The organism is Agrococcus terreus (assembly GCF_014645235.1).
In the GTDB taxonomy this organism is placed as follows: Bacteria; Actinomycetota; Actinomycetes; order Actinomycetales; family Microbacteriaceae; genus Agrococcus; species Agrococcus terreus.
This window is the reverse complement of record NZ_BMLM01000002.1, coordinates 773,554-798,943: the sequence shown is the minus strand read 5'-3', so window position 1 is coordinate 798,943 and position 25,390 is coordinate 773,554. Positions and strand designations below refer to the sequence as shown.

Annotated in this window: 27 protein-coding genes and 1 rRNA gene; 10 read left to right on the top strand and 18 right to left on the bottom strand. The window is 72.5% G+C overall.

The annotated features are described in order from the left end of the window. Window positions 1-87 (top strand): 5S ribosomal RNA (rrf, locus tag IEW90_RS13675); the annotation flags it as partial. Between the two features lie 270 nt (window positions 88-357). On the opposite strand, the gene IEW90_RS13670 is transcribed toward rrf, so the two are convergent. Then, the gene (locus IEW90_RS13670; protein ID WP_229679686.1) at window positions 358-1,830 is read right to left on the bottom strand and encodes a DNA recombination protein RmuC; all 1,473 of its coding nucleotides are present in this window, start codon (window positions 1,828-1,830) and stop codon (window positions 358-360) included. Window positions 1,831-1,941: 111 nt separating this feature from the next. On the opposite strand from IEW90_RS13670, the gene IEW90_RS13665 reads away from it, so the two are divergent. Then, the gene (locus IEW90_RS13665; protein ID WP_188718813.1) at window positions 1,942-2,658 is read left to right on the top strand and encodes an MBL fold metallo-hydrolase; all 717 of its coding nucleotides are present in this window, start codon (window positions 1,942-1,944) and stop codon (window positions 2,656-2,658) included. Between the two features lie 109 nt (window positions 2,659-2,767). Here IEW90_RS13665 and IEW90_RS13660 read toward each other — a convergent pair whose 3' ends face one another. Both IEW90_RS13660 and IEW90_RS13655 read right to left on the bottom strand, forming a co-directional pair. After that, on the bottom strand, window positions 2,768-2,983 hold the full coding sequence (locus tag IEW90_RS13660; protein WP_188718812.1) for a DUF5302 domain-containing protein: 216 nt from the start codon (window positions 2,981-2,983) through the stop codon (window positions 2,768-2,770). Then, window positions 2,980-4,140, bottom strand: coding sequence for a DUF998 domain-containing protein (locus tag IEW90_RS13655; protein WP_188718811.1), 1,161 nt, complete (start codon window positions 4,138-4,140; stop codon window positions 2,980-2,982). The genes IEW90_RS13660 and IEW90_RS13655 overlap by 4 nt, the downstream gene beginning before the upstream one ends. 126 nt (window positions 4,141-4,266) lie before the next feature. Between IEW90_RS13655 and IEW90_RS13650 the strand changes: the two genes are divergently transcribed. From IEW90_RS13650 to IEW90_RS13640, 3 genes are read left to right on the top strand one after another with little or no spacing between them, the layout of a single operon-like run. Beyond that, complete coding sequence (locus IEW90_RS13650; protein WP_188718810.1) at window positions 4,267-5,640, top strand: glutaminase; 1,374 nt, start codon at window positions 4,267-4,269, stop codon at window positions 5,638-5,640. 31 nt (window positions 5,641-5,671) lie between these two features. Then, the gene (locus tag IEW90_RS13645; RefSeq protein ID WP_188718809.1) at window positions 5,672-6,151 is read left to right on the top strand and encodes a DUF2975 domain-containing protein; all 480 of its coding nucleotides are present in this window, start codon (window positions 5,672-5,674) and stop codon (window positions 6,149-6,151) included. After that, window positions 6,151-6,372 (top strand): helix-turn-helix domain-containing protein, encoded by a 222-nt coding sequence (locus IEW90_RS13640; RefSeq protein WP_188718808.1) that lies wholly within the window; start codon window positions 6,151-6,153, stop codon window positions 6,370-6,372. The genes IEW90_RS13645 and IEW90_RS13640 overlap by 1 nt, the downstream gene beginning before the upstream one ends. A 46-nt stretch (window positions 6,373-6,418) precedes the next feature. Here the strand turns inward: IEW90_RS13640 and IEW90_RS13635 are convergent, their stop codons facing one another. The 6 genes from IEW90_RS13635 to IEW90_RS13610 form a co-directional block, all read right to left on the bottom strand. After that, complete coding sequence (locus IEW90_RS13635) at window positions 6,419-7,300, bottom strand: trypsin-like serine protease (RefSeq protein WP_188718807.1); 882 nt, start codon at window positions 7,298-7,300, stop codon at window positions 6,419-6,421. Between the two features lie 194 nt (window positions 7,301-7,494). Next, a complete protein-coding gene (gene nrdF / locus IEW90_RS13630; protein ID WP_188718806.1) occupies window positions 7,495-8,610 on the bottom strand; it encodes a class 1b ribonucleoside-diphosphate reductase subunit beta in 1,116 nt (371 codons plus the stop codon). Between the two features lie 26 nt (window positions 8,611-8,636). After that, window positions 8,637-10,766 carry a class 1b ribonucleoside-diphosphate reductase subunit alpha gene (gene nrdE / locus IEW90_RS13625; protein WP_188718805.1) on the bottom strand — a complete coding sequence of 710 codons (2,130 nt, stop codon included), beginning with the start codon at window positions 10,764-10,766 and terminating at the stop codon, window positions 8,637-8,639. Window positions 10,767-10,774: 8 nt separating this feature from the next. Then, the gene (nrdI, locus tag IEW90_RS13620; protein ID WP_188718804.1) at window positions 10,775-11,194 is read right to left on the bottom strand and encodes a class Ib ribonucleoside-diphosphate reductase assembly flavoprotein NrdI; all 420 of its coding nucleotides are present in this window, start codon (window positions 11,192-11,194) and stop codon (window positions 10,775-10,777) included. A gap of 8 nt (window positions 11,195-11,202) precedes the next feature. Next, on the bottom strand, window positions 11,203-11,430 hold the full coding sequence (gene nrdH / locus IEW90_RS13615) for a glutaredoxin-like protein NrdH (RefSeq protein ID WP_188718803.1): 228 nt from the start codon (window positions 11,428-11,430) through the stop codon (window positions 11,203-11,205). 418 nt (window positions 11,431-11,848) lie between these two features. Next, entirely contained in the window at window positions 11,849-12,556 is a 708-nt protein-coding gene (locus IEW90_RS13610) for a DNA alkylation repair protein (protein WP_188718802.1), read from the bottom strand. Window positions 12,557-12,721: 165 nt separating this feature from the next. Here IEW90_RS13610 and IEW90_RS13605 point away from each other — a divergent pair, with 165 nt between their 5' ends. Beyond that, window positions 12,722-13,261, top strand: a complete 540-nt coding sequence (locus IEW90_RS13605; protein ID WP_188718801.1) for a type 1 glutamine amidotransferase domain-containing protein — start codon at window positions 12,722-12,724, stop codon at window positions 13,259-13,261. Between the two features lie 425 nt (window positions 13,262-13,686). Beyond that, window positions 13,687-14,121, top strand: coding sequence for an iron chaperone (locus IEW90_RS13600; RefSeq protein ID WP_188718800.1), 435 nt, complete (start codon window positions 13,687-13,689; stop codon window positions 14,119-14,121). Between the two features lie 10 nt (window positions 14,122-14,131). Here IEW90_RS13600 and IEW90_RS13595 read toward each other — a convergent pair whose 3' ends face one another. After that, complete coding sequence (locus tag IEW90_RS13595; RefSeq protein ID WP_229679685.1) at window positions 14,132-15,082, bottom strand: helix-turn-helix transcriptional regulator; 951 nt, start codon at window positions 15,080-15,082, stop codon at window positions 14,132-14,134. Between the two features lie 100 nt (window positions 15,083-15,182). On the opposite strand from IEW90_RS13595, the gene IEW90_RS13590 reads away from it, so the two are divergent. From IEW90_RS13590 to IEW90_RS13580, 3 genes are all read left to right on the top strand, one after another. Then, on the top strand, window positions 15,183-15,593 hold the full coding sequence (locus IEW90_RS13590; RefSeq protein WP_188718799.1) for a VOC family protein: 411 nt from the start codon (window positions 15,183-15,185) through the stop codon (window positions 15,591-15,593). A 146-nt stretch (window positions 15,594-15,739) separates the two neighbouring features. After that, complete coding sequence (locus tag IEW90_RS13585) at window positions 15,740-18,262, top strand: ATP-dependent Clp protease ATP-binding subunit (RefSeq protein ID WP_188718798.1); 2,523 nt, start codon at window positions 15,740-15,742, stop codon at window positions 18,260-18,262. Window positions 18,263-18,431: 169 nt separating this feature from the next. Further along, window positions 18,432-18,866, top strand: a complete 435-nt coding sequence (locus IEW90_RS13580; protein ID WP_188718797.1) for a class I SAM-dependent methyltransferase — start codon at window positions 18,432-18,434, stop codon at window positions 18,864-18,866. A 37-nt stretch (window positions 18,867-18,903) separates the two neighbouring features. Here the strand turns inward: IEW90_RS13580 and IEW90_RS13575 are convergent, their stop codons facing one another. From IEW90_RS13575 to paaA, 8 genes are all read right to left on the bottom strand, one after another. Next, window positions 18,904-19,617 (bottom strand): DUF805 domain-containing protein, encoded by a 714-nt coding sequence (locus IEW90_RS13575; RefSeq protein ID WP_188718796.1) that lies wholly within the window; start codon window positions 19,615-19,617, stop codon window positions 18,904-18,906. A gap of 96 nt (window positions 19,618-19,713) precedes the next feature. Continuing rightward, window positions 19,714-20,454, bottom strand: a complete 741-nt coding sequence (locus tag IEW90_RS13570) for a maleylpyruvate isomerase family mycothiol-dependent enzyme (protein WP_188718795.1) — start codon at window positions 20,452-20,454, stop codon at window positions 19,714-19,716. A gap of 50 nt (window positions 20,455-20,504) precedes the next feature. Further along, a complete protein-coding gene (locus tag IEW90_RS13565) occupies window positions 20,505-21,278 on the bottom strand; it encodes an enoyl-CoA hydratase/isomerase family protein (RefSeq protein ID WP_188718794.1) in 774 nt (257 codons plus the stop codon). 102 nt (window positions 21,279-21,380) lie between these two features. Then, entirely contained in the window at window positions 21,381-22,523 is a 1,143-nt protein-coding gene (gene paaE, locus IEW90_RS13560; protein WP_188718793.1) for a 1,2-phenylacetyl-CoA epoxidase subunit PaaE, read from the bottom strand. A 16-nt stretch (window positions 22,524-22,539) separates the two neighbouring features. Next, window positions 22,540-23,040 carry a 1,2-phenylacetyl-CoA epoxidase subunit PaaD gene (gene paaD, locus IEW90_RS13555; RefSeq protein ID WP_188718792.1) on the bottom strand — a complete coding sequence of 167 codons (501 nt, stop codon included), beginning with the start codon at window positions 23,038-23,040 and terminating at the stop codon, window positions 22,540-22,542. After that, window positions 23,040-23,939 carry a 1,2-phenylacetyl-CoA epoxidase subunit PaaC gene (gene paaC / locus IEW90_RS13550; RefSeq protein ID WP_188718791.1) on the bottom strand — a complete coding sequence of 300 codons (900 nt, stop codon included), beginning with the start codon at window positions 23,937-23,939 and terminating at the stop codon, window positions 23,040-23,042. Before paaC ends, paaD begins: the two co-directional genes overlap by 1 nt. Further along, window positions 23,936-24,241 carry a 1,2-phenylacetyl-CoA epoxidase subunit PaaB gene (gene paaB / locus IEW90_RS13545; protein WP_188718790.1) on the bottom strand — a complete coding sequence of 102 codons (306 nt, stop codon included), beginning with the start codon at window positions 24,239-24,241 and terminating at the stop codon, window positions 23,936-23,938. The genes paaC and paaB overlap by 4 nt, the downstream gene beginning before the upstream one ends. Window positions 24,242-24,360: 119 nt before the next feature. Continuing rightward, on the bottom strand, window positions 24,361-25,353 hold the full coding sequence (gene paaA / locus IEW90_RS13540) for a 1,2-phenylacetyl-CoA epoxidase subunit PaaA (RefSeq protein ID WP_188718789.1): 993 nt from the start codon (window positions 25,351-25,353) through the stop codon (window positions 24,361-24,363). Between the last annotated feature and the right edge of the window lie 37 nt (window positions 25,354-25,390).

Genomic DNA, 25,390 nt, shown 5'->3' with positions numbered 1-25,390 from the left:
GGTCACATTCCGAACCCGGAAGCTAAGGCTCTCAGCGCCGATGGTACTGCAGGGGGGACCCTGTGGGAGAGTAGGACACCGCCGGACTTCTTTTGGAAAGGGGCCCCAGAACGATCTGGGGCCCCTTCTTCCGCATCAGGGCCCACGCAGACGCGTGGGCCCTTTTCGCGTTTCCGCACACTGGGCGCAGCGCGATCCTCGTTCGCATTCGACGGCGGTGCAGGCGGTGCGCGCGCTCGACCGTCGGTGCATCGACCGGGCACATCCAGCGCGGTGCCGACGGAGACAGCGCTGTCGTGCCGCCTGTGACGGCGTACTCCCAGTGCAAGCTTCGGCGTCCGGGAGTTCGGGCGATCGCTAGGCGATGCGGCTGGAGCTGCTGTCGTCCGTCTGCGGCGGCTCGGCGAGGGCCGCGGCCTCGGCGAGCGCACGATCGGCGGTCGCCGGCTCCGGCTCGACGTCGTGCACATCGGGCTTCTGCGCCGGCACCGCGAGCACCTCGAGCGGCGGCGTGCGCTCGAGCGAGGGCTCGAGGCCCTGCAGGCTCGAGAAGCGGCGCGCCTGCGTTACGACGTTGCGGTCGAGCGAGGCGTTGAACGCGTTGTACGCCTCGACGGCGCTGTTCAGGCGCTTGCCGAGCGTGGTGAGGTGGCCGCCCATCGTGCCGAGCCGCTTGTGCAGCTCCCGCCCCACGGTGAGCACCTGCTGCGCCTCGGCCGTCAGCTGCTCCTGGCGCCAGGTGTAGCCGACCGTGCGGAGCAGCGCGACGAGCGTCGCGGGCGTCGCGAGCACGACGTCGCGCTCGAAGGCGCGCTCGAAGAGCGTGGGGTCGCGCTCGAGGGCGGCCGACAGGAACGTCTCGGCAGGTACGAACATCACGACGAACTCGGGGGTGCCGGCCACCGTCTCCCAGTAGGCCTTGCCGCCGAGCTGGTCGATGTGGTCGCGCAGGTGGCGCGCGTGCGCATCGAGGCGCTGCGCACGCGTGGTGTCGTCGCGCGCCTCCATCGCCTCGAGGTAGCCGTGGAACGCGACCTTCGCGTCGACGACGACGCGCTTGTCGCCCGGGAGGTGCACGAGCATGTCGGGGCGCAGCGCGCCGTCGTCGGTGGCGTGGTGGGCCTGCTCGGTGAAGTCGACGTGCTCGACCATGCCGGCGGCCTCGACCACGCGGCGCAGCTGCATCTCGCCCCAGCGGCCGCGCACCTGCGGGGCGCGGAGCGCCGTGACGAGCTGGCGGGTCTCGAGCGTGAGCTGCTCGGACGACGAGCGCATCGCGTGCAGCTGCTCGGCGATCGCCGCACCGGCCTCCGCGCGCGCCTTCTCGGCCGCGGTCACCTCGCCGCGCACCGACTCGAGCGAGCGGGCGAGCGGCTCGACGAGGCTCCGCACCGCGGCCTCGCGCTTCGCGAGCTCGGCAGCGCCCTCGGTCTGCGTCCGACGGAGCCGCTCCTCGGCCTGGTCGAGGAAGACGGCGGAGTTGCGGTCGAGCGCGGCGCGGCTGAGCGCGGCGAACTCGTCGGCCCGGCGCGCGGCGTCCTGCTGCAGCTCGGCGACGGCCTCGCGGCCGCGCTCGCGCTCCTCGCGGACGCGGCGCTCGGCCTCGGCCCGCACCTCCTCGAGCTGCGCGGCATGCCGGCGCTCCGCGACGTCGCGCTCGCGGGCACGCTCCGCCTCGAGCACCTCGAGCCTGCCGACGGCCGCCTGCGCCTCGGCGCCCGAGGCGGCCGCACCCATCCGGTGGCCGGCCCGCTGCCCGAGCACCGCGCCGAGGGAGCCCGCGCCGAGCGCGGCGATGAGGGCGATGACGACGGCGACGATCGGGTCCATGCCTCCATGGCACCATCGCCCGCCCACACGCAGGCGACGGCGCGCGGGGCGCCGCGCGGCTCCCTGGACGGGCGCCCAGCCGCTCGGCCCTCCGCCGGATACCGTGGAGGCATGGTCGCCATCGAGCGCATCCTCGCTCCGAACCCCGGTCCCATGACCCTCGACGGCACGAACACGTACGTGCTCGGCGGGCGGGTGATCGTCGATCCCGGCCCCGCCGACCCCGAGCACCTCGAGCGGCTCGTGGCGCTGCGGCCGCAGCTCGTGCTCGTCACGCACCACCACCCCGACCACACCGAGGGCGCGTTGGAGCTCGCGCGCTCGACCGGCGCCCCGGTGCGCGGGATGGACGGCGACCGCTGCCATCTGGGCCGTCGGCTCGTCGACGGAGAGCCGATCGAGGTCGACGGCGGCGAGGTGCGGATCCTCGCGACGCCCGGCCACACGCGCGACTCGATGTGCGTCGTCGTCCCCGGGCAGGCCGTGCTCACCGGCGACACGATCCTCGGCCGCGGCACGACCGTCATCATGCATCCCGACGGCGCGGTCGGCCCGTACCTCGCGAGCCTCGACCGCCTCGAGGCGCTCGGCGACCTCGAGGCGCTGCCGGGGCACGGCGATCCCCTGCCGTCGGTGGCCGAGACCGCGCGCGCGTACCGGGCGCACCGGCTCGAGCGGCTCGACGAGGTGCGGGCGGCGCTCGAGCGGCTCGGCGCCGACGCGGGCGTCGCCGAGGTGACCGACCTCGTCTACGCCGACGTCGACCCCTCCGTGCGGAACGCCGCCGAGGCGTCGATGGCCGCGCAGCTGGCGTACCTGCGGGGCTGACGACCCCGCGTCCCACCCCGAACGCGCGAGCTTCCCCGAACTGCGAGGTTCCGGAGGGGAACCCCGCACTTCGGGGAAGCTCGGTGGATGGTGCGGTGGCGCGGCGGCGTCAGCCGGACTTGCGGCGGTGCACGCGCTTCTGTGCGGCGGGCGCCGTGTGGGCCGACTGCACGCCGCCCTTGGCCGACATGCCCTGGCCGTGGTGCCCGAGCTTCTTCTTCTCGAGCGCCTCGCGGAACTTGCGCCGCTGCGCGTCCTCGGGCGACTCCGTGCCCTCGGGGGTGTCCTGCGGGGTGGCCGCCTCGGCCTCGTCGTGATCGCTCATGTGCCCACCCTGCCCGCTCCGGGCGCCGCTGTCGAGCCGGGCACGGCGCCGCGCTCCGGATGCAGCGGCGTGCGCGTGGCGGCTGGGCGGGAAGCGCCCGGCACGAGCGCCGCGAGCGTGCGGACGAGCGTCGTCATCCAGACGAACGCGAGGCCCACCGCGACCGCCTCGAGCGCGGCCGCGTTGATGAGGCCGAGCGGTCGCCACAGCAGCAGGGCCGCACCGACGCCGAGACCGAGGCCGGCGGTGGTGAGCACGAGGGCGCGCGGGCGCTCTGGCTGCACGACGAGCAGCAGCACGGCGGTGGCGGCGAAGGCGCCGATCGTGCCGAACGCGCTGATGGTGTGCGCGAGCCGCGCATCCGGGAGCGGGAAGAGGCCCACGCCCGCGAGCAGCGCGCCCGAGGCGGCGAAGCCGATGACGACCGCGGCGATGCGGGGGAGGGCGGCGTCGCCGAGCCAGCGGTGGAGGTCGCGGCCGACGTAGAGCCCGATGACGACCACGAGCAGGCCGGCCACGACGATCGTGCCGTTGAACGCCCACGCGCCGGGGCCGGATCCGATGCCGAGCTGCGAGAAGTTGCGCTCCCACCAGCGCGCGTCGTCGGCGGTGAGCATCGCGAGCACCGTGCCGATGGCGAGGAAGACGAACAGCAGCGTCGCGAGGTCGCGCGTGCGCAGCGTCGCACCCGCCTGGAACGCGAGCCAGGCGCCGGCGGCGGAGGGCACCGCGGTGAGCGCGGCCCCGAAGATCGGCAGGGCGTCGAAGCCGACCAGGCCGAGCGCGAGCACCTCTGCACCGGCGAGCACGCCGAGCGCCGCGACGGCGGCGAAGGCGATCGTGAGCGCGACGCCCGACACGTTCGACACGAGGCGCTGCCACTCGGGCATCGGCGCGGTCTCGCCGCTCCGATGGAGGAGCGTGCTCGTGGCGAAGGCCGCGGCGGTGACGACCGCCGCGACCGCCGCCGCCGGCAGCGCGAGCGAGCCCGGGCCCGCGATCGGACGGGCGTCGCCGGCCAGCAGCACGAGGCCGGCCACGAGGCCGACGACGAACCCGACCCAGCCGGCGGCGATCGATCGCGACTCGAGCCGGCGCTCCTGGGCGACCGCATCCGACGCGCTCGTCCTGCTCGCCGGTGCCGTGCCATCCGCCATGCCCCGATCGAAGCACGGGCCGGTGTCGGGCGGCCGGATGCGCGCCGCGGTCCGCCGCGCCCGCGCCCGGCGTCGAGGGAGGGCGCCGCCCAGCCCGCCCCGCCGCCCCGCCGATACCCTCGCCCCATGCAGACGCCGGTGCCCGACTACCTGGACGAGGTGCGCGAGACGTGCGCGCACGAGGGCGACGACGGCGAGGTGGCCAGCTACATCCCCGAGCTCGCCGACGCCGACCCGTCGCTGTTCGGGGTGGCGCTGTGCACGATCGACGGCACGGTCTACGCCTCGGGCGACGCCGAGCACCGCTTCACCATCCAGTCGATCTCGAAGCCGTTCGCCTATGCCCTCGCGCTCGCCGACCGAGGCCTCGACACCGTGCTCGAGCACGTGGGCGTCGAGCCCTCGGGCGACGCCTTCAACGAGATCTCGCTCGAGCAGAGCGGTCGGCCGCGCAACCCGATGATCAACATCGGAGCGATCACGACCCACGCGCTCGTCGGCGACGCCGACACGACGCCGGCCGACCGGGTGCGCCGCATCCGCGAGGGCCTCTCGGCCTTCGCCGGGCGCGAGCTCGAGGTCGACGACGCGGTGCGCCGCTCCGAGCTCGACACCGCGAGCCGCAACATGGCGCTCGCCTACCTCGTGCACGCGCAGGGCAAGCTCGAGGGCGAGCCGCACGACGCGGTCGAGGGCTACATCGAGCAGTGCTCGCTGCTCGTCGACGTGCGCGACCTCGCCGTCATGGCGATGACGCTCGCCTCGGGCGGCCGCAACCCCGTCACCGACGAGCAGGTCGTGCCCGCGTGGGTGTGCCGGCAGGTGCTCGCGGTGATGGCGACGTGCGGCATGTACGACGCGGCCGGCGACTGGATGAGCACGGTCGGCATCCCGGCCAAGAGCGGCGTCGCCGGCGGCGTGCTCGGCGCGCTGCCCGGCCAGGTGGGCATCGGCGCGTTCTCGCCGAAGCTCGACCGGTTCGGCAACAGCGTGCGCGCCGTGCGCACCTGCGAGCGGCTCTCGCGCGACATGGGGCTGCACCTCATGCAGGCGCCCGAGGTCGCGTCGCACGTGCTCTACGGCGTGGTCGAGCCCGACGACGACGGCGACGGCGTGCGCGAGGTGCAGCTGCAGGGCACGATGCACTTCGCGGCAGCTGAGGTGGCGCTGCGCGAGCTCGAGCGGGTGCCCGACGACGGCGCCCCGGTGGTGGTCGACCTCTCGCGGGTGGCGTCGACGAACGACGTGGGGCGGCGGATGCTGCGCGAGGGCATCCGCCGGCTGCAGCGCGACGGGCACGACGTGCGCGTCAGCGACCCCGATCGCCTGCTCGACAGCCGCGACCGCGCCGAGGTGGCGACGGATGCGCTGCCCGCCGACGAGGAGGGCACGGCCGACACCGCGACCGAGCGCGCCGATACCGAGCGGCCCGAGGAGGAGGGGCGGGCGACCGAGCAGGCGCATGAGCGCTCCGGCACCGATCGAGCCGGTACCGATTGACTTTCGATAGATAGCGCGCGATCATCGATGCATGCTCCGCGCTCGATGGTCCGTCCTGCTGCTCCGCGTCGTGCTCGTGCTCGCCGCCCTCTGGCTCGGCGTGCTCGCCGTGCTCTCGATCCCGGGTCAGCTCTCGGACGAGGCGCTCGCGTTCCGGATCCCGGCGCAGGCGGTGCTCACGATCGTCGTCGCGGCCGTGCTCGTCGTCATCGTCTGCACCTGGCGGCTCCTGACGCTCGTACAGCACGACCGCATCTTCAGCGAGGCGTCGATGCGGTGGGTCGACGCGATCGTGTGGGCGCTCGCGGTCAGCTGGGCGGTCTTCGCGGGCGGCGCGGCGGTACTCGTCGGCGTCATCTTCTTCACGCCCGAGCTGCGGGACCCGGGCCTCCCCATGCTGCTGTTCGGGATGGTCGTGCTCTCGGCGCTGCCTGCGCTGCTCATGCTCGTCATGCGCGGGCTGCTGCGGCAGGCGATCGACGACCGCGCCGAGCTCGAGGAGGTCATCTGATGCCGATCGTCGTGCGGATCGACGTCGAGCTCGCGAAGCGGAAGCTGAGCGTGGGGGAGTTCGCGGAGCGTGTCGGCCTCACGCCCGCGAACGTCGCGGTGCTGAAGAACGGCCGGGCGAAGGCGGTGCGCTTCTCGACGCTCGAGGCGATGTGCCGCGTGCTCGAGTGCCAGCCCGGCGACCTGCTCGAGTGGGTCGACGAGGACGCGGCCCCGATGTGAACGGCGACGGGGCGAAGCGCTCGTGCGCCCCGCCCCGTCGGCCGCGTCACGCCGTGACGATCTCGATCTGAGCGAACTCCTCCGCGCCCACGACCGACTCGATCCAGTCGAGCACCTCCTGGCGGTCGGTGCGGTACGAGAAGTCGACGCCGCGGCACCATTCGTTCAGCCCGAACGACGTGACGGCGACGATGGTGTTCGACCCGTAGCCGCCGAGGAAGATGGGGCCGCCCGAGTCGCCGGAGCACGTGCCGCCGCGACCGGCGCCGTTGCCGTTCGTCTGCAGGTTGTAGCCGTCGGTGTTCGCGCTGCGCAGGTTGGTGAGGATCGCGGAGGCCATCAGGCGCTCGCGGTAGGACGTCACCGAGACCGGGTTCACCTTCGTGAGTCCATAGCCGCTCGCGGTGAAGGTGCGATCCTGCGTGCCGCGAGCCGTCGCGAGGCGGTCGAGGGTGCCTGGCGCCGCGAGCGCTCCGTACTCCTCGAGCGCGATCGGCTGGTCGAGCACGACGATGCCGACGTCGTAGGTGTTCGGGAACGTCGCGAAGTCGTCGAAGCCGTAGTTGTAGAGCTCATCCGAGGTGGCGCAGAGCGTGCCGAGCGTACCGGCGGCGCAGCTCTCCGGGTAGCCGCTGACGGGGTCGACCTCGGTGGCCGGGTCGTAGTTGGCGCCGGCGTCCTGCTGGAAGTAGACGCGGGCGCTGGAGTTGTCGTCGGTGCAGTGGCCGGCAGTCAGGAACACCGTCGGCGTCAGCAGCGACCCAGAGCATCGGCTCGTGAACTCGCCGGCGTCGTCGTAGAAGACCACGAGGCCGACGTAGGGATGCTCGTCGTCCTCGACGAAGTTCCCGGTGATCGCCGACGCAGGGGTCGCGGCCCCCAGGATCAGCGCGGCAGCGGCGGCGAGCGCCAGCAGCAGCTTTCGCATGTGTCTCCTCCTCGAGACGGTGATCGGTCGCCTTCGACCGATGAGCGGCGGCGCCGCTGGCGGTCACGCTAGACCCGAAGCCCGCCGCGCTCAAGACCTGGATGTCCCCCGATCGCTGCGTGGGTCGCCTTCTGCGGCCGCGCGACGACGGAGGCCCCGCACCGTGCCGGTGCGGGGCCTCCGTCGTGCAGGGATCAGAAGTCCCAGTCGTCGTCCTCGGTCGCGACGGCCTTGCCGATCACGTACGACGAGCCAGACCCCGAGAAGAAGTCGTGGTTCTCGTCGGCGTTCGGCGACAGGGCCGAGAGGATCGCCGGGTTGACGTCGGTCACCGTCGACGGGAACAGCGGCTCGAACCCGAGGTTCATGAGCGCCTTGTTCGCGTTGTAGTGCAGGAACTTCTTGACGTCCTCGGTGAGGCCGACGGCGTCGTAGAGGTCGGCCGTGTACTTGGACTCGTTCTCGTAGAGCTCGTAGAGCAGCGAGTACGTGTAGTCCTTGATCTCGGCCTGCTCCTGCTCCGAGAGCTTCTCGTAGCCCTTCTGGAACTTGTAGCCGATGTAGTAGCCGTGGACGGCCTCGTCGCGGATGATGAGGCGGATCATGTCGGCCGTGTTGGTGAGCTTGGCGTGGCTCGACCAGTACATCGGCAGGTAGAAGCCCGAGTAGAACAGGAACGACTCGAGCAGCGTCGAGGCGACCTTGCGCTTCAGCGGGTCGTCGCCCTCGTAGTAGTCGATGATGATCTCGGCCTTGCGCTGCAGGTACGGGTTCTCCGTCGACCAGCGGAAGGCGTCGTCGATCTCCTTCGTCGACGCGAGCGTCGAGAAGATCGACGAGTACGACTTCGCGTGCACGCTCTCCATGAAGGCGATGTTCGTGAGCACCGCCTCCTCGTGCGGCGTCGCCGCATCGGGGATGAGCGAGACCGCGCCGACCGTGCCCTGGATCGTGTCGAGCAGCGTGAGGCCCGTGAACACCCGCATCGTGAGCTTCTGCTCGTCGGGCGTGAGGGTGCCCCACGACTGCACGTCGTTCGAGAGCGGCACCTTCTCCGGCAGCCAGAAGTTGTTCACCAGGCGGTTCCAGACCTCGAGGTCCTTGTCGTCCTGGATGCGGTTCCAGTTGATCGCCTGCACCAGGTGGTTGTGGCGGTGCTGGCGCTCCTGGGCCGCGGTCTGCGGCTTGCCGGCGCCGAGCGCGTCGCCGACCTCGGCACGGTCGGCCTCGATCGCGGCGCTCGCCTCCTCGGCGAGGGGACCCTCGGCGAGGTCGTCGAAGGCCGAGGCCTGGGTGTTCTGCGTGTCCATGTCGTTCTCTCCGTGGTGCTCGCGCGTCACAGCATGCAGCTGACGCAGCCCTCGACCTCGGTCCCCTCGAGCGCGAGCTGCCGCAGGCGCACGTAGTAGACCGTCTTGATGCCCTTGCGCCAGGCGTAGATCTGGGCCTTGTTGATGTCGCGCGTCGTGGCGGTGTCCTTGAAGAACAGCGTCAGCGACAGGCCCTGGTCGACGTGCTGCGTCGCCGCGGCGTAGGTGTCGATGATCTTCTCGGGGCCGATCTCGTACGCGTCCTGGAAGTACTCCAGGTTGTCGTTCGTCATGAAGGGCGCCGGGTAGTAGACGCGCCCGATCTTGCCCTCCTTGCGGATCTCGATCTTCGACGCGATCGGATGGATCGACGACGTCGAGTTGTTGATGTACGAGATCGAGCCGGTCGGCGGCACCGCCTGCAGGTTCTGGTTGTAGATGCCGTGCTCCTGGACCTTCGCCTTGAGCTCGAGCCAGTCCTGCTGCGTGGGGATGTGGATCTCCGAGGTGTCGAAGAGCTCCTGCACGCGGGCCGTGGCCGGCTTCCACTCCTGCTCGGTGTACTTGTCGAAGAACTCGCCCGACGCGTACTTGGAGCGCTCGAAGCCGTCGAACACCTGGCCCTTCTCCTGCGCGATGAGGTTCGACGCGCGGAGGGCGTGGAACAGGACCGTGTAGAAGTAGATGTTCGTGAAGTCGAGACCCTCCTCGGAGCCGTAGTGGATGCGCTCACGGCCCAGGTAGCCGTGCAGGTTCATCTGGCCGAGGCCGATGGCGTGGCTCATCGAGTTGCCGCGGGCGATCGACGGCACCGAGCCGATGTCCGACTGGTCGGACACTGCGGTGAGAGCGCGGATCGCGGTCTCGACGGTCTTGCCGAAGTCGGGCGAGTCCATCGACAGCGCGATGTTCATCGAGCCGAGGTTGCAGGAGATGTCCTTGCCGATCGACTCGTAGCCGAGGTCGTCGTCGTACTCCGACGGCGTGTTCACCTGCAGGATCTCGCTGCAGAGGTTCGACATGTTGATGCGGCCGTCGATCGGGTTGGCCCGGTTCACCGTGTCCTCGAACATGATGTACGGGTAGCCCGACTCGAACTGGATCTCGGCGAGCGTCTGGAAGAACTCGCGGGCGTTGATCTTCTTCTTCTGGATCCGGGCGTCGTCGACCATCTCGTGGTACTTCTCGGTGACCGAGATGTCCGAGAACGGCTTGCCGTAGACGCGCTCGACGTCGTAGGGGGAGAACAGGTACATGTCCTCGCCCTTCTTCGCCAGCTCGAAGGTGATGTCGGGGATCACGACGCCCAGCGAGAGCGTCTTGATGCGGATCTTCTCGTCCGCGTTCTCGCGCTTGGTGTCGAGGAACCGCATGATGTCGGGGTGGTGCGCCTGCAGGTACACCGCTCCCGCGCCCTGACGGGCACCCAGCTGGTTCGCGTACGAGAAGCTGTCCTCGAAGAGCTTCATCACGGGGATCACGCCGGACGACTGGTTCTGGATCTGCTTGATCGGGGCGCCGTACTCGCGGATGTTCGTGAGGTTGAACGCCACGCCGCCGCCGCGCTTCGAGAGCTGCAGGGCCGAGTTGATCGAGCGGCCGATCGACTCCATGTTGTCCTCGATGCGGAGGAGGAAGCAGGAGACGAGCTCGCCGCGCTGCTTCTTGCCCGCGTTGAGGAAGGTGGGGGTGGCCGGCTGGAAGCGGCCGTTCACCATCTCGTCGACGTAGGCCTCGGCGAGCGGCTCGCTGCCCTCGGCGAGGGCGAGTGCGACGTTGACGACGCGGTCCTCGTAGCGCTCGAGGTAGCGCTTCCCGTCGAACGTCTTCAGCGTGTACGACGTGTAGTACTTGAACGCGCCGAGGAACGTCGGGAAGCGGAACTTGTAGCCGTAGGCGCGCTTCATGAGCGACTTGATGAACTCGAACGAGTACTGCTCGAGCACCTCGCCCTCGTAGTACTCGTTCTCGACGAGGTAGTCGAGCTTCTCCTTGAGCGAGTGGAAGAAGACGGTGTTCTGGTTGACGTGCTGCAGGAAGTACTGGTTCGCGGCCTCGCGGTCCTTCTCGAACTGGATCTGGCCGTCGGGTCCGTAGAGGTTGAGCATGGCGTTCAGCGAGTGGAAGTCCATCGCCGACGCCTTGCCCGTGGTCATCTCTGGCGTCACTGTCGCCATAGTGCATCCAATCGCTCGTTGACGACGCGGACGTCGTCGGGGGTTCCGAAGATCTCGACTCTGTGGAGGTGGGGCACGTGGCACTTGCGGGCGATGATGTCGCCCGCGATGCCGTAGCCGGCCCCGAAGTTGGTGTTGCCCGTGCTGATGACGCCGCGCAGGTGCTTCCGGTTCTCCTCGTCGTTGAGGAAGCGGATGACCTGCTTCGGCACAGCGCCCTTGCCGTCGCCGCCCCCGTAGGTGGGGACGATCAGCACGTAGGGCTCGTGCTGCTCGAGCGGCGGCTCGGAGGCGTAGAGGGGGATGCGCGTGGCGGGGCGTCCGAGCTTCTCGACGAAGCGGGCGGTGTTGCCCGAGACGCTCGAGAAGTAGACGACCGATGCCACGGCTTCCCCCGACGCCGTCATGGCGCGGCTCAGGCCGCGACGATCGCCTTGATGCGGTCGGGCTGGAAGCCCGACCAGTGGTCCTGGTCGGCGATGACGACCGGGGCCTGCATGTAGCCGAGCTCCTTGACGGTCTGCAGCGCCTTGTCGTCGGCGGTGACGTCGAAGATCTCGTACTCGATGCCCTGCGCGTCGAGCGCGCGGGTGGTCATCGTGCACTGGACGCAAGCCGGCTTGGAGTAGACGGTGACGGTCATGTGCTGCTCTCCCTCGTGAACTGGGGTGGTGCTGGTGCTGGGTGCCTGAGCGGTCCGGCCGGGGCCGGGCTCCCACTATATGTGGGGTCTGCCGCGGAGCAACGCCACAACATGGTGTGTTTCTCCACACCTGTGTCAACAAGAACTCCACAGGTGTCATTCCCGCCGCGGAACGGCGCGGAATCGGCTGTGGACAGCGGCCGCGCACAGCTGTGCAGACGTCCTCGACGGATCTCCGCGACACGCCGGAGGGGAACTACACGCGTGTCGTTCGCGGTGCCCATCGTCGCCTCCGTGGTGCTCCCGCGCCGCACGTTCGGCGGCGCTCGGCCCGCGCCGGGCCGGCCTCCCGACGCACCTCGACGGTATGCCCGGCCGCCCACATGCGGCAGGGCGGGATGCGGCGGCGAGCGCTCGCTCAGGCGGCGCGCAGCGCCCGCAGGCGCGCCCGCTCGGCGGGCTCCAGCCGCTCCGTCGCGAAGCGCAGCGCGATGGCGCTCATCGCCGGCGCGTGCCGCTCCAGCGTCGCCACGAGCAGCGCCTCGTCGGCCTTGCCGACCTCCCGCAGCAGGGCGCCCGCGGTGCGCTCCAGCTGCTCGGCGCCGCTGCCGAGCGCACCGATCGCCAGCCGCACCGCATCCGCCGTCTCGCCCCGCCGCACGAGCGTCAGCGCCGCCATGAGCGCGCTGCGCCGGCGCAGCGGGTCGTCGGATGCGGCGAGCGCCTCGACGTCGGCGCGGTCGCCGCCGAGCGCGAGGCGGCCGAGCACGTACGGCGCCGCGACGTCGACGAGGTCCCACGAGACGACGCGGTCGTGCTCGGCCAGGTAGAGGTCGGCGTCGGCGCGCAGCTGCGGGTCGTCGGGCCGCAGCCGCTTCGCGCGACGGCCGAGCACGCTGAGCGCCAGCACGCGCGCCTCGTGCTCGGGGCGGCGCAGGAGCTCCCGCAGCGCATCGCGCGAGAGGCCCAGGTGCTCGTCGGCGAGCGCGAACACCGCGCCCATCCGCACGCCCAGCACCTCGGTCCCGGTGCGGTCGGCGAGCGCGCGCTCGAGCTTCGCCCGCTCGGCGTCGGTCGCGAGCGAGCGGAGGTGCTCGACGAGCGCGTCGACCTCCGGCTCTGCCACGCCCGCATCGTCGCATCCGGCCGTCGCGCCCGGCAAGCGCGACGGCCCGCAGGACCAGGGGTGGCGCCGCGCACGGCCCGCGCATCGGCGCCGCACACGCGCCGTCCAGACCCGGTCGATAGCGTCGCGGACCGTACCCAGAACCCCATTGGAAGGAGCACCACCATGGCCGACATCACCGGCAAGAAGGTCGCGTTCGTGCTGACGGACGGCTTCGAGGACTCCGAGCTCACGAGCCCCTGGGAGGCGGTGCAGGGTGCCGGCGGCACGCCGACGCTCATCGCCCCCGAGGCCGGGCAGGTCGAGGGCAAGAACGGCCACACCCAGGCAGTGGACGCGGTGTCGTCCGACGCGAGCGCCGACGACTTCGACGCGCTCGTGCTGCCCGGCGGCGTCGTGAACGCCGACCACCTGCGCATCGACGAGCCCTCCGTGGCGCTCGTCAAGCGCTTCGTCGAGAGCGGCAAGCCGATCGGCGTCATCTGCCACGGCGCCTGGATCCTCATCGAGGCCGGCGCCGTCGACGGGCGGACGATCACGAGCTACCCGACGCTGCGGACCGACCTCCGGAACGCGGGCGCGACGTGGGTCGACGAGGAGGTCGTGACCGACCAGGGCCTCGTCTCGAGCCGCACGCCCGACGACCTCCCCGCCTTCAACGACAAGGTGCTCGAGGAGATCGCCGAGGGCGTCCACCCGCGCTGACCCATCCCGTCGCCGGTCCTCCGGCGCTCGGATCCGACGGCCGCTCCGCATCGCGCGGGGCGGCCGTCGCCGTGCGTGACGCCGTGTGACGCGCCGCCCTGCGCGGCGGACGCCGCTCCGATGGGATGGAGGCGAGGGTCGCCGGCCGCGTGCACGGCGCGGCGGCCCTGCCCGACGCGGCTGCCGGGAGCCGGCGCCGGGGGCGGCGTCGGCGGGCAGCCGGCCCGAGCGCGCTCGGGCACAGGGGCGGGGCGCGGGGGCGCTCCGCCCCTGTGGCGCGCCGAGCCGTCGGTAAGCGGGGCCGAGCGCCGGGGCGATCGCGGGGTCCACCCGCGCTGCCGGCCGAGCAGGATCGGAGAAGCGCCGCGGGCACGGCCGCGCCATGATCGGAGCAGCGCAGGGCGCGCGACGACGAGGAGGACGACATGGCGGGCGACGACACGCTCTCGAAGGAGGAGCGCGCGGCGGTCAAGCAGCGCGCGGCCGAGCTCAAGAAGCAGGCGAGCCGCACGGGCGGCAGCAAGAAGGAGCGTGAGGCGCAGGACTGCGTCGACGCGATCGCCGAGCTGCCGGAGCCCGACAGGGCGATCGCGCAGATGATCCACGAGGTCGTCACCGAGGTGGCCCCCGACCTCGACCCGAGGACCTGGTACGGCTTCCCGTCCTACGCGCGCGACGGCAAGGTGCTGGTGTTCTACCAGCAGGCCTCGAAGTTCGACTCGCGCTACGGCACGCTCGGCTTCCAGGACCAGGCGGCGCTCGACGACGGCGAGCTGTGGCCGGCCTCCTTCGCCGTGGTGGGCACGTCGAAGGCCACGCGCGACCGCATCGCCGAGCTCGTGCGGCGCGCGGCGGGCTGACGCCTCGGCGTCACCGCGCCGCGGCGCTGGCGAGGCGCGCGGCGAGGATCTCGCACGCCTCCATGAGCGCCCGCGGCCGCGGCGACACGAACGGGGCGTCGAAGGTCGCGAAGCGCGCCGCGAGCGCGGGCCACGACCAGGCGCCGAGCGTCACCCGGCAGCGGTCGTCGTCGAGCCGCTCCACGGTGCCGTCACCCGCGAAGGGCTCGACCTCGCTCGCGGGGAGCAGGAGCTCGACGCTGCCGATGCACGGCCAGCGGCCGTCGTACCCGCCGCCCCGCATCCGCGACTCGACGAAGCGCAGCGCATCACCGCCGGGGATCCGCCTCGGACGGAAGGGGCGGCCGGCGCCGCCGAGGATCCGGACGCGGTCGACGCGCAGCAGTCGCCAGCCGGCGGGGCCGAGGTCCCATGCGACGAGGTACCACCGGCCGTCGCGCAGCACGAGCCGATGCGGCTCGATGCGCCGCGGCTCGTCGCGACCGCCGTAGGCGATGCGCAGGGTGCGGCGGCCATCGACCGCGGCGGCCGCATTGTGGAGGACGGCCGGATCCACGCGCGTCGCGGTCTCCGGCACTGCCTGGTCGACGGCCGCAGTGAGGGCGTCGAGCCGCTCGCGCAGGTGGCCCGGGAGCACCTGGCGCAGCGTGGCTCTCGCGCGCGCCGCAGCATCCCGCAGGTCCGGACCGGCGATGGCGGACTGGGCGAGCGCGACGCCGAGCGCCACCGCCTGCTCGTCGTCGAAGAGGAGCGGCGGCAGCGCGCCGCCGGCATCGAGCCGGTACCCGCCTGCGGGCCCCTTCGCGGCCTCGACGCGATAGCCCATGCCGCGCAGCCGGTCGACGTCGCGCCGCACGGTGCGCTCGCTCACGCCGAGCCTGCGGGCGAGCTCGGTGCCCGGCCAGTCGCGGCGGGCCTGCAGCAGCGAGAGCAGCGCGAGCATGCGATCGGAGGCGGCCACGGCCCCATGATGCTGCAAGTGGCGGACAGGAGCTGACCGCTTCTGCTGGGACCGTGCTCTCGACGGCGCGATGGTCGCGCCCGACGACGAGGAGCCGACCATGGCCACCAGCACCATCCACCTGAACTTCCGCGGCGACGCCCGCGCCGCGCTCGACCACTACCGGGACGTGTTCGGCGGCGAGGTCGCCGCCTTCACGTACGGCCAGGCCCAGGACCCGCGCAACCCCGACACCGAGCAGATCGTCTTCGGCGAGCTGCGCGGTGCGCGTGGCGTGCACGTGATGGCGTACGACGTGCCGCCGTCGATGCCCTTCGAGCGCGGGACCAATGCCATGTTCGTCTCGGTGCGGAGCGCCGACGCGGAGGAGATCGCCGGCTACTGGGGGCGCCTCGCGTCGTCCGGCGAGGTCGTCGTCGAGCTCGGCCCCTCGGGCTGGTCGCCCCTGTACGGCATGGTCGCGGACCGCTTCGGCATCGTCTGGGTCCTCGACGTGGTGTCGGGCGCCTGACGGCGATGCGGGCCGGTCGCGTCCGCTCCCGGCGAACGCGACCGGCCCCCCCGCCGGGAATGGTCGCATCCTCAGCGCGTTCATACCTGAGTCGAGCAGACTCAAGTTCGACCGCAGAGCCAGACTTCGACCAGGGGGATGCACCAGTGGCAGCCATCTACGGGCCCTTCGGGGCCGACGGATCGTACGAGGACTTCATCGCGCGGATCCTGCGCGAGCAGCGCTTGCCCGCGCAGCGCGCGATCGACCTCTCTCGCCTCGTCTCGCGCCGCACGAGCTCGGTCATGGCGAGCGCCGTCGAGCACGCGCGCGCCCACGGGCACGCCGAGGTCGACGCGCTGCACCTGCTGCGCGCGCTCACCGAGGTGCCGCAGGTCGAGCAGGCCGCGCGCGGCTCCGGCGCCGACCTCGAAGCGCTCCGCGTCGCGATCGACGACCGCCTGCCCGCCGACGGCTCAGGCACGCCCGACGGACCGCCCGCGCTCACGCCCTCGGCGCAGCGGGCGCTCCGTGACGCGTACCAGATCGCCCGCGCCAACGGCTCGAGCTACATCGACCCCGAGCACCTCTTCTTCGCGTTCCTGCTCGCGGGCGACAGCGCGGCGGGCGGCCTGCTGCAGGCGGCCGGCGTCACGCAGGAGGCGCTCCAGCGCGCGGCGCTCGAGGCGCAGCGCGAGGCGCAGGGCGAGCTCGAGGGCCGCCGGCGCGACGTCGACCCCGACTCCGCGACGCCGACCCTCGACGAGTTCGGCATCGACCTCACCCAGCGCGCCCGCGACGGCGAGCTCGACCCCGTGATCGGCCGCGCCGACGAGATCGGCCAGACCATCGAGATCCTCTCGCGCCGCACGAAGAACAACCCCGTGCTCATCGGCGAGGCCGGCGTCGGCAAGACCGCTATCGTCGAGGGCCTCGCCCGCGCGATCGTCGACGGCGAGGTGCCGAAGCAGCTGCGCGACAAGCGCGTCGTCTCGATCGACCTCACCGCCATGGTCGCCGGCACGCGCTACCGCGGCGACTTCGAGGAGCGCATCACGAAGGCGATGGACGAGATCACCGAGCACAAGGACGAGCTCATCGTCTTCATCGACGAGCTCCACACCATCCTCGGCGCCGGAGGCGGCGGCGAGGGCGGCATGGACGCCGCGAACATCCTCAAGCCCCGGCTCGCGCGCGGCGACCTCCACATGATCGGCGCGACGACGCTCGCGGAGTTCCGCCGCATCGAGAAGGATGCGGCGCTCACCCGCCGCTTCCAGCCCGTGCTGGTCGCCGAGCCGAGCGTCGAGGACGCCGTGCGCATCCTCGACGGCCTGAAGTCGGCGTACGAGGAGCACCACCGCGTCTCGTACACGGACAAGGCGATCGAGGCGGCGGTCGAGCTCTCGCACCGCTACATCAGCGACCGCTTCCTGCCCGACAAGGCCATCGACCTCATCGACCAGGCGGGCGCACGGCTGCGCCTGCGGCTCGGCGCGAAGGTCGACGTCGAGGCGCTGCAGCGCGAGCTCACGCACCTCGAGGACGAGAAGCGCCAGGCCGTCGAGGCCGAGGAGTTCGAGGAGGCCACCCGCATCCGCGACCGGATCGCCGCGATCCAGGCGTCGATCGAGAGCGGATCCGGCGAGGACGGCGTCGTCGACGAGGCCGACATCGCCGAGGTCGTCTCGCGCGCAACCGGCATCCCCGCGTCCCGCCTCACGGAGGGCGACCGCCAGCGGCTCGCCCGCCTCGAGGAGGAGCTGCACGAGCGGGTCGTCGCGCAGGACGAGGCGGTGAGCGCGGTCGCGAAGGCGGTGCGGCGCTCGCGGTCGGGCCTCGGCGACGCGGCGCGGCCCATCGGCTCGTTCCTGTTCCTCGGCCCCACGGGCGTCGGCAAGACCGAGCTCGCGAAGGCGCTCGCGTCGAGCCTGTTCGGCTCCGAGGGCGCGCTCGTGAGATTCGACATGTCGGAGTTCGGCGAGCGGCACACGGTCGCGCGGCTCATCGGCGCCCCTCCCGGGTACGTCGGCTACGACGAGGCGGGCCAGCTCACCGAGAGGGTGCGGCGCCAGCCGTACTCGGTCGTGCTGCTCGACGAGATCGAGAAGGCGCATCCGGACGTCTTCAACCTGCTGCTGCAGGTGCTCGAGGACGGCCGCCTCACCGACGGCCAGGGCCGCACGGTCGACTTCCGCAACACCGTCGTCATCATGACGTCGAACCTCGGATCCGAGCTCCTGGCCTCGAAGGCGGGGCCGATCGGCTTCCAGGCGGGCGGCGGCGACGGCTCGGACGGCGAGCTGCGCGCGAAGGTGATGGGCAGGCTGCGCGAGCAGATGCGCCCGGAGCTCATCAACCGCATCGACGAGATCGTGCTGTTCCGCAAGCTCGAGCGCGAGCAGCTGCGGCAGATCGTCACGCTGCTGCTCGACCGCGTCGGCGACCGGCTCGCCGCGCAGGACCTGCGCCTCGACGTGACGGATGCGGCGCTCGACTGGCTCGCCGAGCACGGCTACGAGCCGGAGTACGGCGCGCGGCCGCTGCGCCGCCTCATCCAGCGGGAGGTCGAGGACCGCGTGGCCGACCTCATCGTCGGCGGGCTCGAGCGCGGCGACGTGCGGGTCGACGTGGCCGACGGGGCGCTGACGGTCGAAGCGGTCGACGAGGAGCGCGCGCCCGCGATGTGACGCGCGGCGGTCGGGTCGGCCGACGCCTCAGGTGGACCCGATCGCACGACGCGGCCCCGGTGTGCGGGGTCCCGTCCGGGCGATCGGGTCGGCGGACGCGAGGCGCGCCTCGGCCGGACGGTCGGGTGGCCCCTTGCCCTCCGCCCGGCCGTGTGCGACCGTCGTGCCCATGGCAGCGACGCTCTCGCCCCGGCTCGCCGCGGCCCTCGCGGCGCTCCCGCTCGAGCGCGGGATGCGGGTGCTCGAGGTGGGGTGCGGACCGGGCGCGCTCGCCCGCGCGATCGCCGAGCGGGTGGGTGCGGGGGAGCCCGGCGGCGGCGCCGTGCTCGGGGTCGACCGCTCGCCGGCCGCGATCGCCGCGGCGGAGCGCTCGTGCGACGTGCCGGGCGTGCGGTTCCGCGTGGCGGCGGCCGAGACCCTGCGCCTGCCGCGCGGCGAGGCGCCCTACGACCTCGTGGTCGCGATCCGCGTCGGCGCGCTCGACGGCCGGCATCCCGAGCTCGAGGCGCAGGCGCTCGCGCACCTCGCGGCCGCGACGGTGCCGGGCGCGCAGCTGTGGACCGACGGCGGCGACCCGCTCGTCGCGGTGCCGCTCGAGCGCTGAGCCGGCCGCGGCACGGCCGCCCGAGGAGCGGCGCGGCTCAGCCGCGCGGGGCGTCGTACGGGCCGCTGGCGGGCGGCGGTCCGTACGGCTGCTCGACCGGGTCGCCGTAGGGGGCGCCGCCGTAGACCGCGCCGCCGTAGGGCGCTGAGGGCTGCCCGAACGCCGGGTCGTAGGCGGGCGCGGCGACGGGCGCCGTCCACGTGCCGGAGGCCGGGTGCGCGGGACCCCCCGCGGGCACGGGCGCCACGGGCTGCCCCCATGCCGCGGCGCGCGCGGCGGGGTCGAAGCGGATCGAGAGCGGGCTCGACGGGAAGAACGCCATGACGAACGGCACGATGCTGAGGCCCACGAGCGACAGGAGCGCGAACGCGCCGTGGAAGTTCGCGTCCTGCAGGCGGCGCCACATGAGGGCGTACGTCGGCAGCGCGAGGGCGAACGAGGCGATCACGACGACGCCGGAGACGACGAGCAGCGTGGTCACGGCGCCCAGGATCGCCGCGTCGTCGACCCGGGCCGAGCTGCCGGCGGCCTCGGCCGCCGCGATGCCTGGCATCACCGCGACGAGGGTGACCATGAGGGCGCCGACCGGCAGGAGCATCACGAGCTGGGTGAACAGCACGGCCCACCAGAACTCGCTGCGGCTCGCGCGTCCCGAGAAGCCCACGTACTGCTGGAAGAAGCGGCGCACGGCCTGCCCGAACGACGCGCCGACGAGCGGCTGGCCGAGCGGAACCGCGTTCGGGATGGTCACCCCTCCATCATGGTGCATGCGCGTACCCCTCGCGTGACGCGCGGATGACGGCAGGCTCAGCGAAGTCGCCGGTCAGGACGCGGATCGGGCCGCGCGTCACGGCGTCATTCCGTGCGCGAGCTCGGCCGCGACGAGCGCTCGATCGCCCTTGACGCGGAGGGTCGCGTCGCCGAGGTGATCACGGCCCCACACGAGCAGCGCGAGCGAGCGGACAGGGCCGCGCACGACCGCCTCGGGCGCATCCGCCGACGCGCCCGTCAGCGTCCAGCGACGCTCGACCTCGTCGGGCGCGAGCACGATGCGCGCGGCCGGCGCCGGGATGCGGCCGAGGCGCACCTGGCGCGGATGCATCGTGCCGACCACCTCGTCGAGGCAGTCGAGCCAGTCGGCGTCGTCGCCGTCGTAGCCCTCGCCCGTGGCGGTGCGGAGGTCCCAGAGGTGCACGAGCGTCTCGAGCAGCTGGCGCCGGTGCCAGAAGCGCACGGTGCCGGTCTGCTCGGCCTTCGGCACGCCGTCGTCGAGCAGCGTCCAGGCGCGCGCATCGTGGTCGAGCGTTGCGAGCGCGTCGCGCAGCTCCGCCGCGCACTCGGCGTAGAGCGCCGGCAGGTCGAACGGGCCGCGGCCGAGCGGCACCTCCTGCCGCCGCGCCGCCTGCGCGGCGGCCCAGTGGTGGATGCGCGAGAGGTGCACGACGAGCTGCCGCACGTCCCAGCGGCCGCACGAGGGCACCTTCGTGGCGGGGTCGGCGCGCTCGGCGCTCGCGAGGAACCCGCCCTGCAGCTGCGCGAGCCGCGCGAGGCGGTCGCGCCCGTCGAGGCGCCCGTCGGCGGTGGTCATGCGGCGAGCGTACGGCTCGCCGCCGACGCGGCGGCCACCCGTCCAGGGGGTCAGGAGCGACCGGTGAAGACCGGCGGCCGCTTCTGCTGGAACGCGGCGAAGCCCTCGCGGTAGTCGTCGGTGTCGCAGAGCGCCGCCTGCGCGACGTTCTCGTCGGCCATCGAGCGCCACAGCCCGAGCCGCTCGTCGCGCAGCTGCGCCACGAGCCGCTTCGAGGCGAGGAACGCCTGCGTGGGTCCCTCGGCGGCGCGGGAGGCCGCGGCGCGCGTGGCGTCGAGCAGCTCGTCGTCGGGCAGCACCTGCGAGAACAGGCCCGCCGCCACCGCCTCCGCGCCCGTCATGAGCCGGCCGGAGTAGATGAGGTCGAGCGTGCGGTGCGCGCCGAGCCGCTCGACGAAGAGCGCGTGGCCGCCGGAGTCGAGGGTCGCGCCGAGCGCCGCGAAGGGGCTGCCGAGCTTCGCGGTCTCGGCGACGTACACGACGTCGGTGGCGATGAGCAGGCCGAGGCCCACGCCGAGCGCGGCGCCGTGCGCGGCCGCGAACGTGGGCGCGGGGAACGCGCTCATGCGCTCGAGGAGCGGCTGGACGCGGCCGGCGAGGAACCCCTCCACGTCGTCGTCGCGCGGGTCGACGCGGCTGATGTCGCGGCCCGCGCAGAAGCCCTTGCCCTCGCCGCGCAGCACGAGCGCGCGGACGCCCGCCCGCTCGGCCTCGGCGTACGCATCCGACAGCTCGGCGATTGCCGCCTCGTCGAGCGCGTTCCGCTTCTCGGGGGCGGCGAGCGCGATCTCGGCGACGCCGCCGTCGATGGTGAGGTCGATCATCCGGACTCCTTCGTTCGGTGCTGGGTCCACGATTGCAGGCTCTGCGGCGCGCGGGCGGGACTATCTCGTCTGCTCGCCGCTGAGCCTGCGAAAGCGGAGGCGTCAGACGTCGTAGTCGACCACGACGCGCTCGCCCTTCGGGTGCGACTGGCAGGTGAGCACGTAGCCGCGCTCCAGCTCGTCGGGCTCGAGGGCGTAGTTCTCGCTCATCGAGACGCTGCCCTCCACGACTCGTGCGCGGCACGTGCCGCAGACGCCGCCCGCGCACGCGAACGGCACGTCGGGCCGCACGCGCAGCGCCGCGTTGAGGATCGACTCGCGCGCCGCGACGGGGCTCTGCACCTGCGACGACTGGCCGTCGAGGGTGAAGTCGAGCGTCCAGGTGTCCTCGCCGGCCTTCGCCTCCACCGGCCGCCCGCGGTCGCCGCCCGCGTCGAGCGGCCGGCCGGTGGTGAAGAGCTCGAAGCGCACGTGCGCCGGGTCGACGCCCACGTCGGCGAGCACGTCGCGGCACAGCTGCACGAGCTCGAACGGGCCGCACAGGAACCACTCGTCCACCGACTCCGGCCGGATGATCGACGACAGGATCGCGCGCAGCCGCTCCTCGTCGATGCGCCCCGACATGAGCGGCGACGCGCGCTGCTCGCGCGAGAGCACGTGGTGCAGCGCGAGGCGGGCGGGGTAGCGGTCCTTGAGGTCGGCGAGCTCCTCGACGAACATCACGTCGAGCGTCGACCGGTTCGAGAACACGAGCGAGAACGTGGCGTCGGGAGAGCCCGCGAGCACCTCGTGCGCGAGCGCCATCATCGGCGTGATGCCCGAGCCTGCCGCGATGCCGACCACGTGCGCGCCGGCGAGCGTGTCGAGGCTCGACACGAACGTGCCCTGCGGGCTCATGACATCGATCTCGGTGCCGGGCTGCAGCTCCTCGTTCGCCCAGGTGGAGAACCGTCCGCCGAGGTCGCGCTTGATCGCGACCGAGATGGATCCGGGCACCGGCGGGCGGCAGATGGAGTAGCTGCGGCGCAGCTCCTGCCCGTCGACGCTCGCCCGCAGCGCGAGGTGCTGGCCGGCGACGTACGCGTACTCGTGCTGGAGCTCCTCGGGCACGGCGAAGGTGACCTCGACGGAGTCGGCGGTGAGCGGCCGCACGTCGGCGACCGCGAGGCGGTGGAAGCGGCCGCGGCGGCGCGCGGTGGCGGTGCCGCCGGGCAGGCCGGTGCTGCCGAGGTTGATGGCGGCCATCAGTGCCCTCCCATGCTCAGTGCACCTTGAAGTGGTCGAAGGGCTCGAGGCAGGCGAGGCACTCGAAGTGGCTCTTGCAGGCCGTCGAGCCGAAGCGCGACACCTCGCGCGTGCGCAGGCTGCCGCAGCGCGGGCACTTGACGCCGAGCGAGAGCGGGATCGGGCCCTGCCGCTCGCCGGCGCGGTGCGTGGGCGGCGCGATGCCGAACTGCTCGAGCTTCGCCTTGCCGGCCTCCGACATCCAGTCGGTCGTCCACGCGGGGGAGAGCGTGAAGTCGACGCGGATGTCGCGGAAGCCCTCGGCGGTGAGCGCGAGCAGCACGTCGTCGCGCATCTGGTCGATCGCGGGGCAGCCCGAGTAGGTGGGCGTGAGCGTGACGACGACCGTGCCGGCCTCGTCGCGCACGTCGCGGAGCACGCCGAGGTCGTCGATCGTGAGCACGGGCACCTCGGGGTCGACCACGGCCGCGGCGACGCGGCGGGCGCGCGCGATGTCGAGCACGGGGGCGGCGGCCATCACCACGTCGCCCCCGGGTGGCGGCGGGCGAGCACCTGCATCTCGGCGAGCAGCGGGCCGAGGTGCGTCGAGTGGTTGCCGTGGCGGCCGCCGCCGGACGACTGGCCGATCTTGCGGTTCGTGAAGTCGGCCTCCGCGATCTCCGCCTCGGCGAGCACGGCGCCGAGCACCTCGTCGAAGGCGGGTCGGAGGCTCGAGGGCGCGGGCACGACGCCCGCGAGGCGCTCGGTGAGGGCGTCGTCGCGGAAGAGCTCGTCGGTGTACGGCCAGGTGTCGGTGAGGGCGACGAGCATCCGCGCCCGCGACTCCTCGGTGCCGCCCGCGAGCCGCAGGGTCCACTGCACGGCGTGGTCGCGGTGGTACGCGACCTCCTTGACGGCCTTCGCCGCGATGGCCGCGAGGGTCGCATCCGTCGAGGTCGACAGCGCGGTGTAGAGCTCCTGCATGTACGCGGAGGCGATGACGCCGCGCGCGATGGTGTGCGCGAAGTCGCCGTTCGGCTGCTGGAAGAGCCAGGCGCAGCGGAACTCCGGCTCGTCGCGCCAGTAGGCGAGGTCGTCCTCGGAGCGGCCGGAGGCGGTGCCGGCGTAGTGCAGGAGGGAGCGGGCGTGGCCGAGCAGGTCGAGCGCGATGTTGCCGAGCGCCATGTCCTCCTCGAGCTCGGGCGCGCGCGAGATCCACCAGCCGAGGCGCTGGCTCAGGATGAGGGCGTCGTCGCCGAGGCGGAGCGCGTACTCGGCGACGTCCTCGGAGGCGGTGCCGCCTGCGCCGGCGAGCTCGGCGGCGAGGTCGAGCTCGTCGACCGTGACGTCGCCGTGGGCCTCGGCGGCCTCGGCCTCGTACTGGGCGTCGACGGCCGCGGCGCTGCGGCGCTCGTTCGCGGGAGGCTGGGGGCTCACAGGTGCGGCACCTCCGCGCTCTTGTCGTAGTACTTCGCGTGGCGGTAGTTCTTGCCCGCCGGGCTCTCGAAGAACGCGCCCTTCTGGTCGGGGTCGCTCGTCGTGATCGCCGTCGAGCGCACCACCCACACCGAGACGCCCTCGTTGCGGCGCGTGTAGAGGTCGCGCGCGTTGCGCAGCGCCATGTCGTCGTCGGGGGCGTGCAGCGAGCCGACGTGCACGTGGCTCAGGCCTCGGCTCGCGCGCACGAACACCTCGTAGAGCGGCCAGGCCTCGCCTGCCACGTCACCGGGGGTCGACATCCTCGTCTCCTCTTGGTCGGTCGGTCTGGTGCGTCGAGCTTCCCCGAATCCCCGCTCTCCGCCTCGAAAGCGGGGATTCAGGGAAGCTCGGCGACGGATGGAGTGGTCGGGGGAGCGGGTCAGGCGGCGGCGCGATCGCGCGCGGCCTGCTTCTCGGCGTACGCGGCGGCGGCCTCGCGCACCCAGGCGCCCTGCTCGTGCGCGTCGCGGCGGTGCTGGATGCGCTGCGCGTTCGCGGGGCCGCGGCCGGCGAGCACCTCGTGGAACTCGGTCCAGTCGATCTCCGACATGTCCCACTGCTCCGCGTCCTCGTTCCAGCGGAGGTTCGGGTCGGGCAGCGTGAGCCCGAGCACCTCGGCCTGCGGCACGAGCATGCCGACGAAGCGCTGGCGCAGCTCGTCGTTCGAGAAGCGCTTGATCTTCCACGCCATCGACTGCGCCGAGTTCGGCGACTCGTCGTCGGGCGGGCCGAACATCATGAGCGACGGCCAGTACCAGCGGTCGACCGCCTCCTGCGCCATCCGGTGCTGCTCGGGCGTGCCCTGGCTGAGCTCGAGCAGGATCTCGAAGCCCTGCCGCTGGTGGAACGACTCCTCCTTGCAGATGCGCACCATCGCGCGGCCGTAGGGGCCGTAGGAGGCGCGGCACAGCGGCACCTGGTTGCAGATCGCGGCGCCGTCGACGAGCCAGCCGATCGCGCCCATGTCGGCCCACGTGGGCGTCGGGTAGTTGAAGATCGAGGAGTAGCGGGCACGCGACTCGATGAGCTGCTCGGTCATCTCGTCGCGGCTGATGCCGAGCGTCTGCGCGGCGGAGTAGAGGTACAGCCCGTGGCCGGCCTCGTCCTGCACCTTGGCCATGAGGATCGCCTTGCGCTTGAGGCTCGGCGCGCGCGAGATCCAGTTGCCCTCCGGCTGCATGCCGATGATCTCGGAGTGCGCGTGCTGCGAGATCTGGCGGATGAGCGTCTTGCGGTACGCATCCGGCATCCAGTCGCGCGGCTCGATGCGCTGGTCGGCCTCGATGAGCGCGTCGAAGCGCGCCTGCAGCTCGGCCTCGTCCGCACCGGTCGCGGGGGCACTGGTGGCGGAAGATCCGTGGGTCAGCGTCATCGTCGGCTCCTGTTCGCAGATCGGAATTACTGATCGA

Excerpts from the sequence above, each read along its gene's own strand:
- IEW90_RS13670 (WP_229679686.1), bottom strand. The coding sequence starts at position 1,830 with ATGGACCCGATCGTCGCCGTCGTCATCGCCCTCATCGCCGCGCTCGGC.
- IEW90_RS13665 (WP_188718813.1), top strand. The coding sequence starts at position 1,942 with ATGGTCGCCATCGAGCGCATCCTCGCTCCGAACCCCGGTCCCATGACC.
- IEW90_RS13660 (WP_188718812.1), bottom strand. The coding sequence starts at position 2,983 with ATGAGCGATCACGACGAGGCCGAGGCGGCCACCCCGCAGGACACCCCC.
- IEW90_RS13655 (WP_188718811.1), bottom strand. The coding sequence starts at position 4,140 with ATGGCGGATGGCACGGCACCGGCGAGCAGGACGAGCGCGTCGGATGCG.
- IEW90_RS13650 (WP_188718810.1), top strand. The coding sequence starts at position 4,267 with ATGCAGACGCCGGTGCCCGACTACCTGGACGAGGTGCGCGAGACGTGC.
- IEW90_RS13645 (WP_188718809.1), top strand. The coding sequence starts at position 5,672 with ATGCTCCGCGCTCGATGGTCCGTCCTGCTGCTCCGCGTCGTGCTCGTG.
- IEW90_RS13640 (WP_188718808.1), top strand. The coding sequence starts at position 6,151 with ATGCCGATCGTCGTGCGGATCGACGTCGAGCTCGCGAAGCGGAAGCTG.
- IEW90_RS13635 (WP_188718807.1), bottom strand. The coding sequence starts at position 7,300 with ATGCGAAAGCTGCTGCTGGCGCTCGCCGCCGCTGCCGCGCTGATCCTG.
- nrdF (WP_188718806.1), bottom strand. The coding sequence starts at position 8,610 with ATGGACACGCAGAACACCCAGGCCTCGGCCTTCGACGACCTCGCCGAG.
- nrdE (WP_188718805.1), bottom strand. The coding sequence starts at position 10,766 with ATGACCACGGGCAAGGCGTCGGCGATGGACTTCCACTCGCTGAACGCC.
- nrdI (WP_188718804.1), bottom strand. The coding sequence starts at position 11,194 with ATGACGGCGTCGGGGGAAGCCGTGGCATCGGTCGTCTACTTCTCGAGC.
- nrdH (WP_188718803.1), bottom strand. The coding sequence starts at position 11,430 with ATGACCGTCACCGTCTACTCCAAGCCGGCTTGCGTCCAGTGCACGATG.
- IEW90_RS13605 (WP_188718801.1), top strand. The coding sequence starts at position 12,722 with ATGGCCGACATCACCGGCAAGAAGGTCGCGTTCGTGCTGACGGACGGC.
- IEW90_RS13600 (WP_188718800.1), top strand. The coding sequence starts at position 13,687 with ATGGCGGGCGACGACACGCTCTCGAAGGAGGAGCGCGCGGCGGTCAAG.
- IEW90_RS13590 (WP_188718799.1), top strand. The coding sequence starts at position 15,183 with ATGGCCACCAGCACCATCCACCTGAACTTCCGCGGCGACGCCCGCGCC.
- IEW90_RS13580 (WP_188718797.1), top strand. The coding sequence starts at position 18,432 with ATGGCAGCGACGCTCTCGCCCCGGCTCGCCGCGGCCCTCGCGGCGCTC.
- IEW90_RS13570 (WP_188718795.1), bottom strand. The coding sequence starts at position 20,454 with ATGACCACCGCCGACGGGCGCCTCGACGGGCGCGACCGCCTCGCGCGG.
- IEW90_RS13565 (WP_188718794.1), bottom strand. The coding sequence starts at position 21,278 with ATGATCGACCTCACCATCGACGGCGGCGTCGCCGAGATCGCGCTCGCC.
- paaE (WP_188718793.1), bottom strand. The coding sequence starts at position 22,523 with ATGGCCGCCATCAACCTCGGCAGCACCGGCCTGCCCGGCGGCACCGCC.
- paaD (WP_188718792.1), bottom strand. The coding sequence starts at position 23,040 with ATGGCCGCCGCCCCCGTGCTCGACATCGCGCGCGCCCGCCGCGTCGCC.
- paaB (WP_188718790.1), bottom strand. The coding sequence starts at position 24,241 with ATGTCGACCCCCGGTGACGTGGCAGGCGAGGCCTGGCCGCTCTACGAG.
- paaA (WP_188718789.1), bottom strand. The coding sequence starts at position 25,353 with ATGACGCTGACCCACGGATCTTCCGCCACCAGTGCCCCCGCGACCGGT.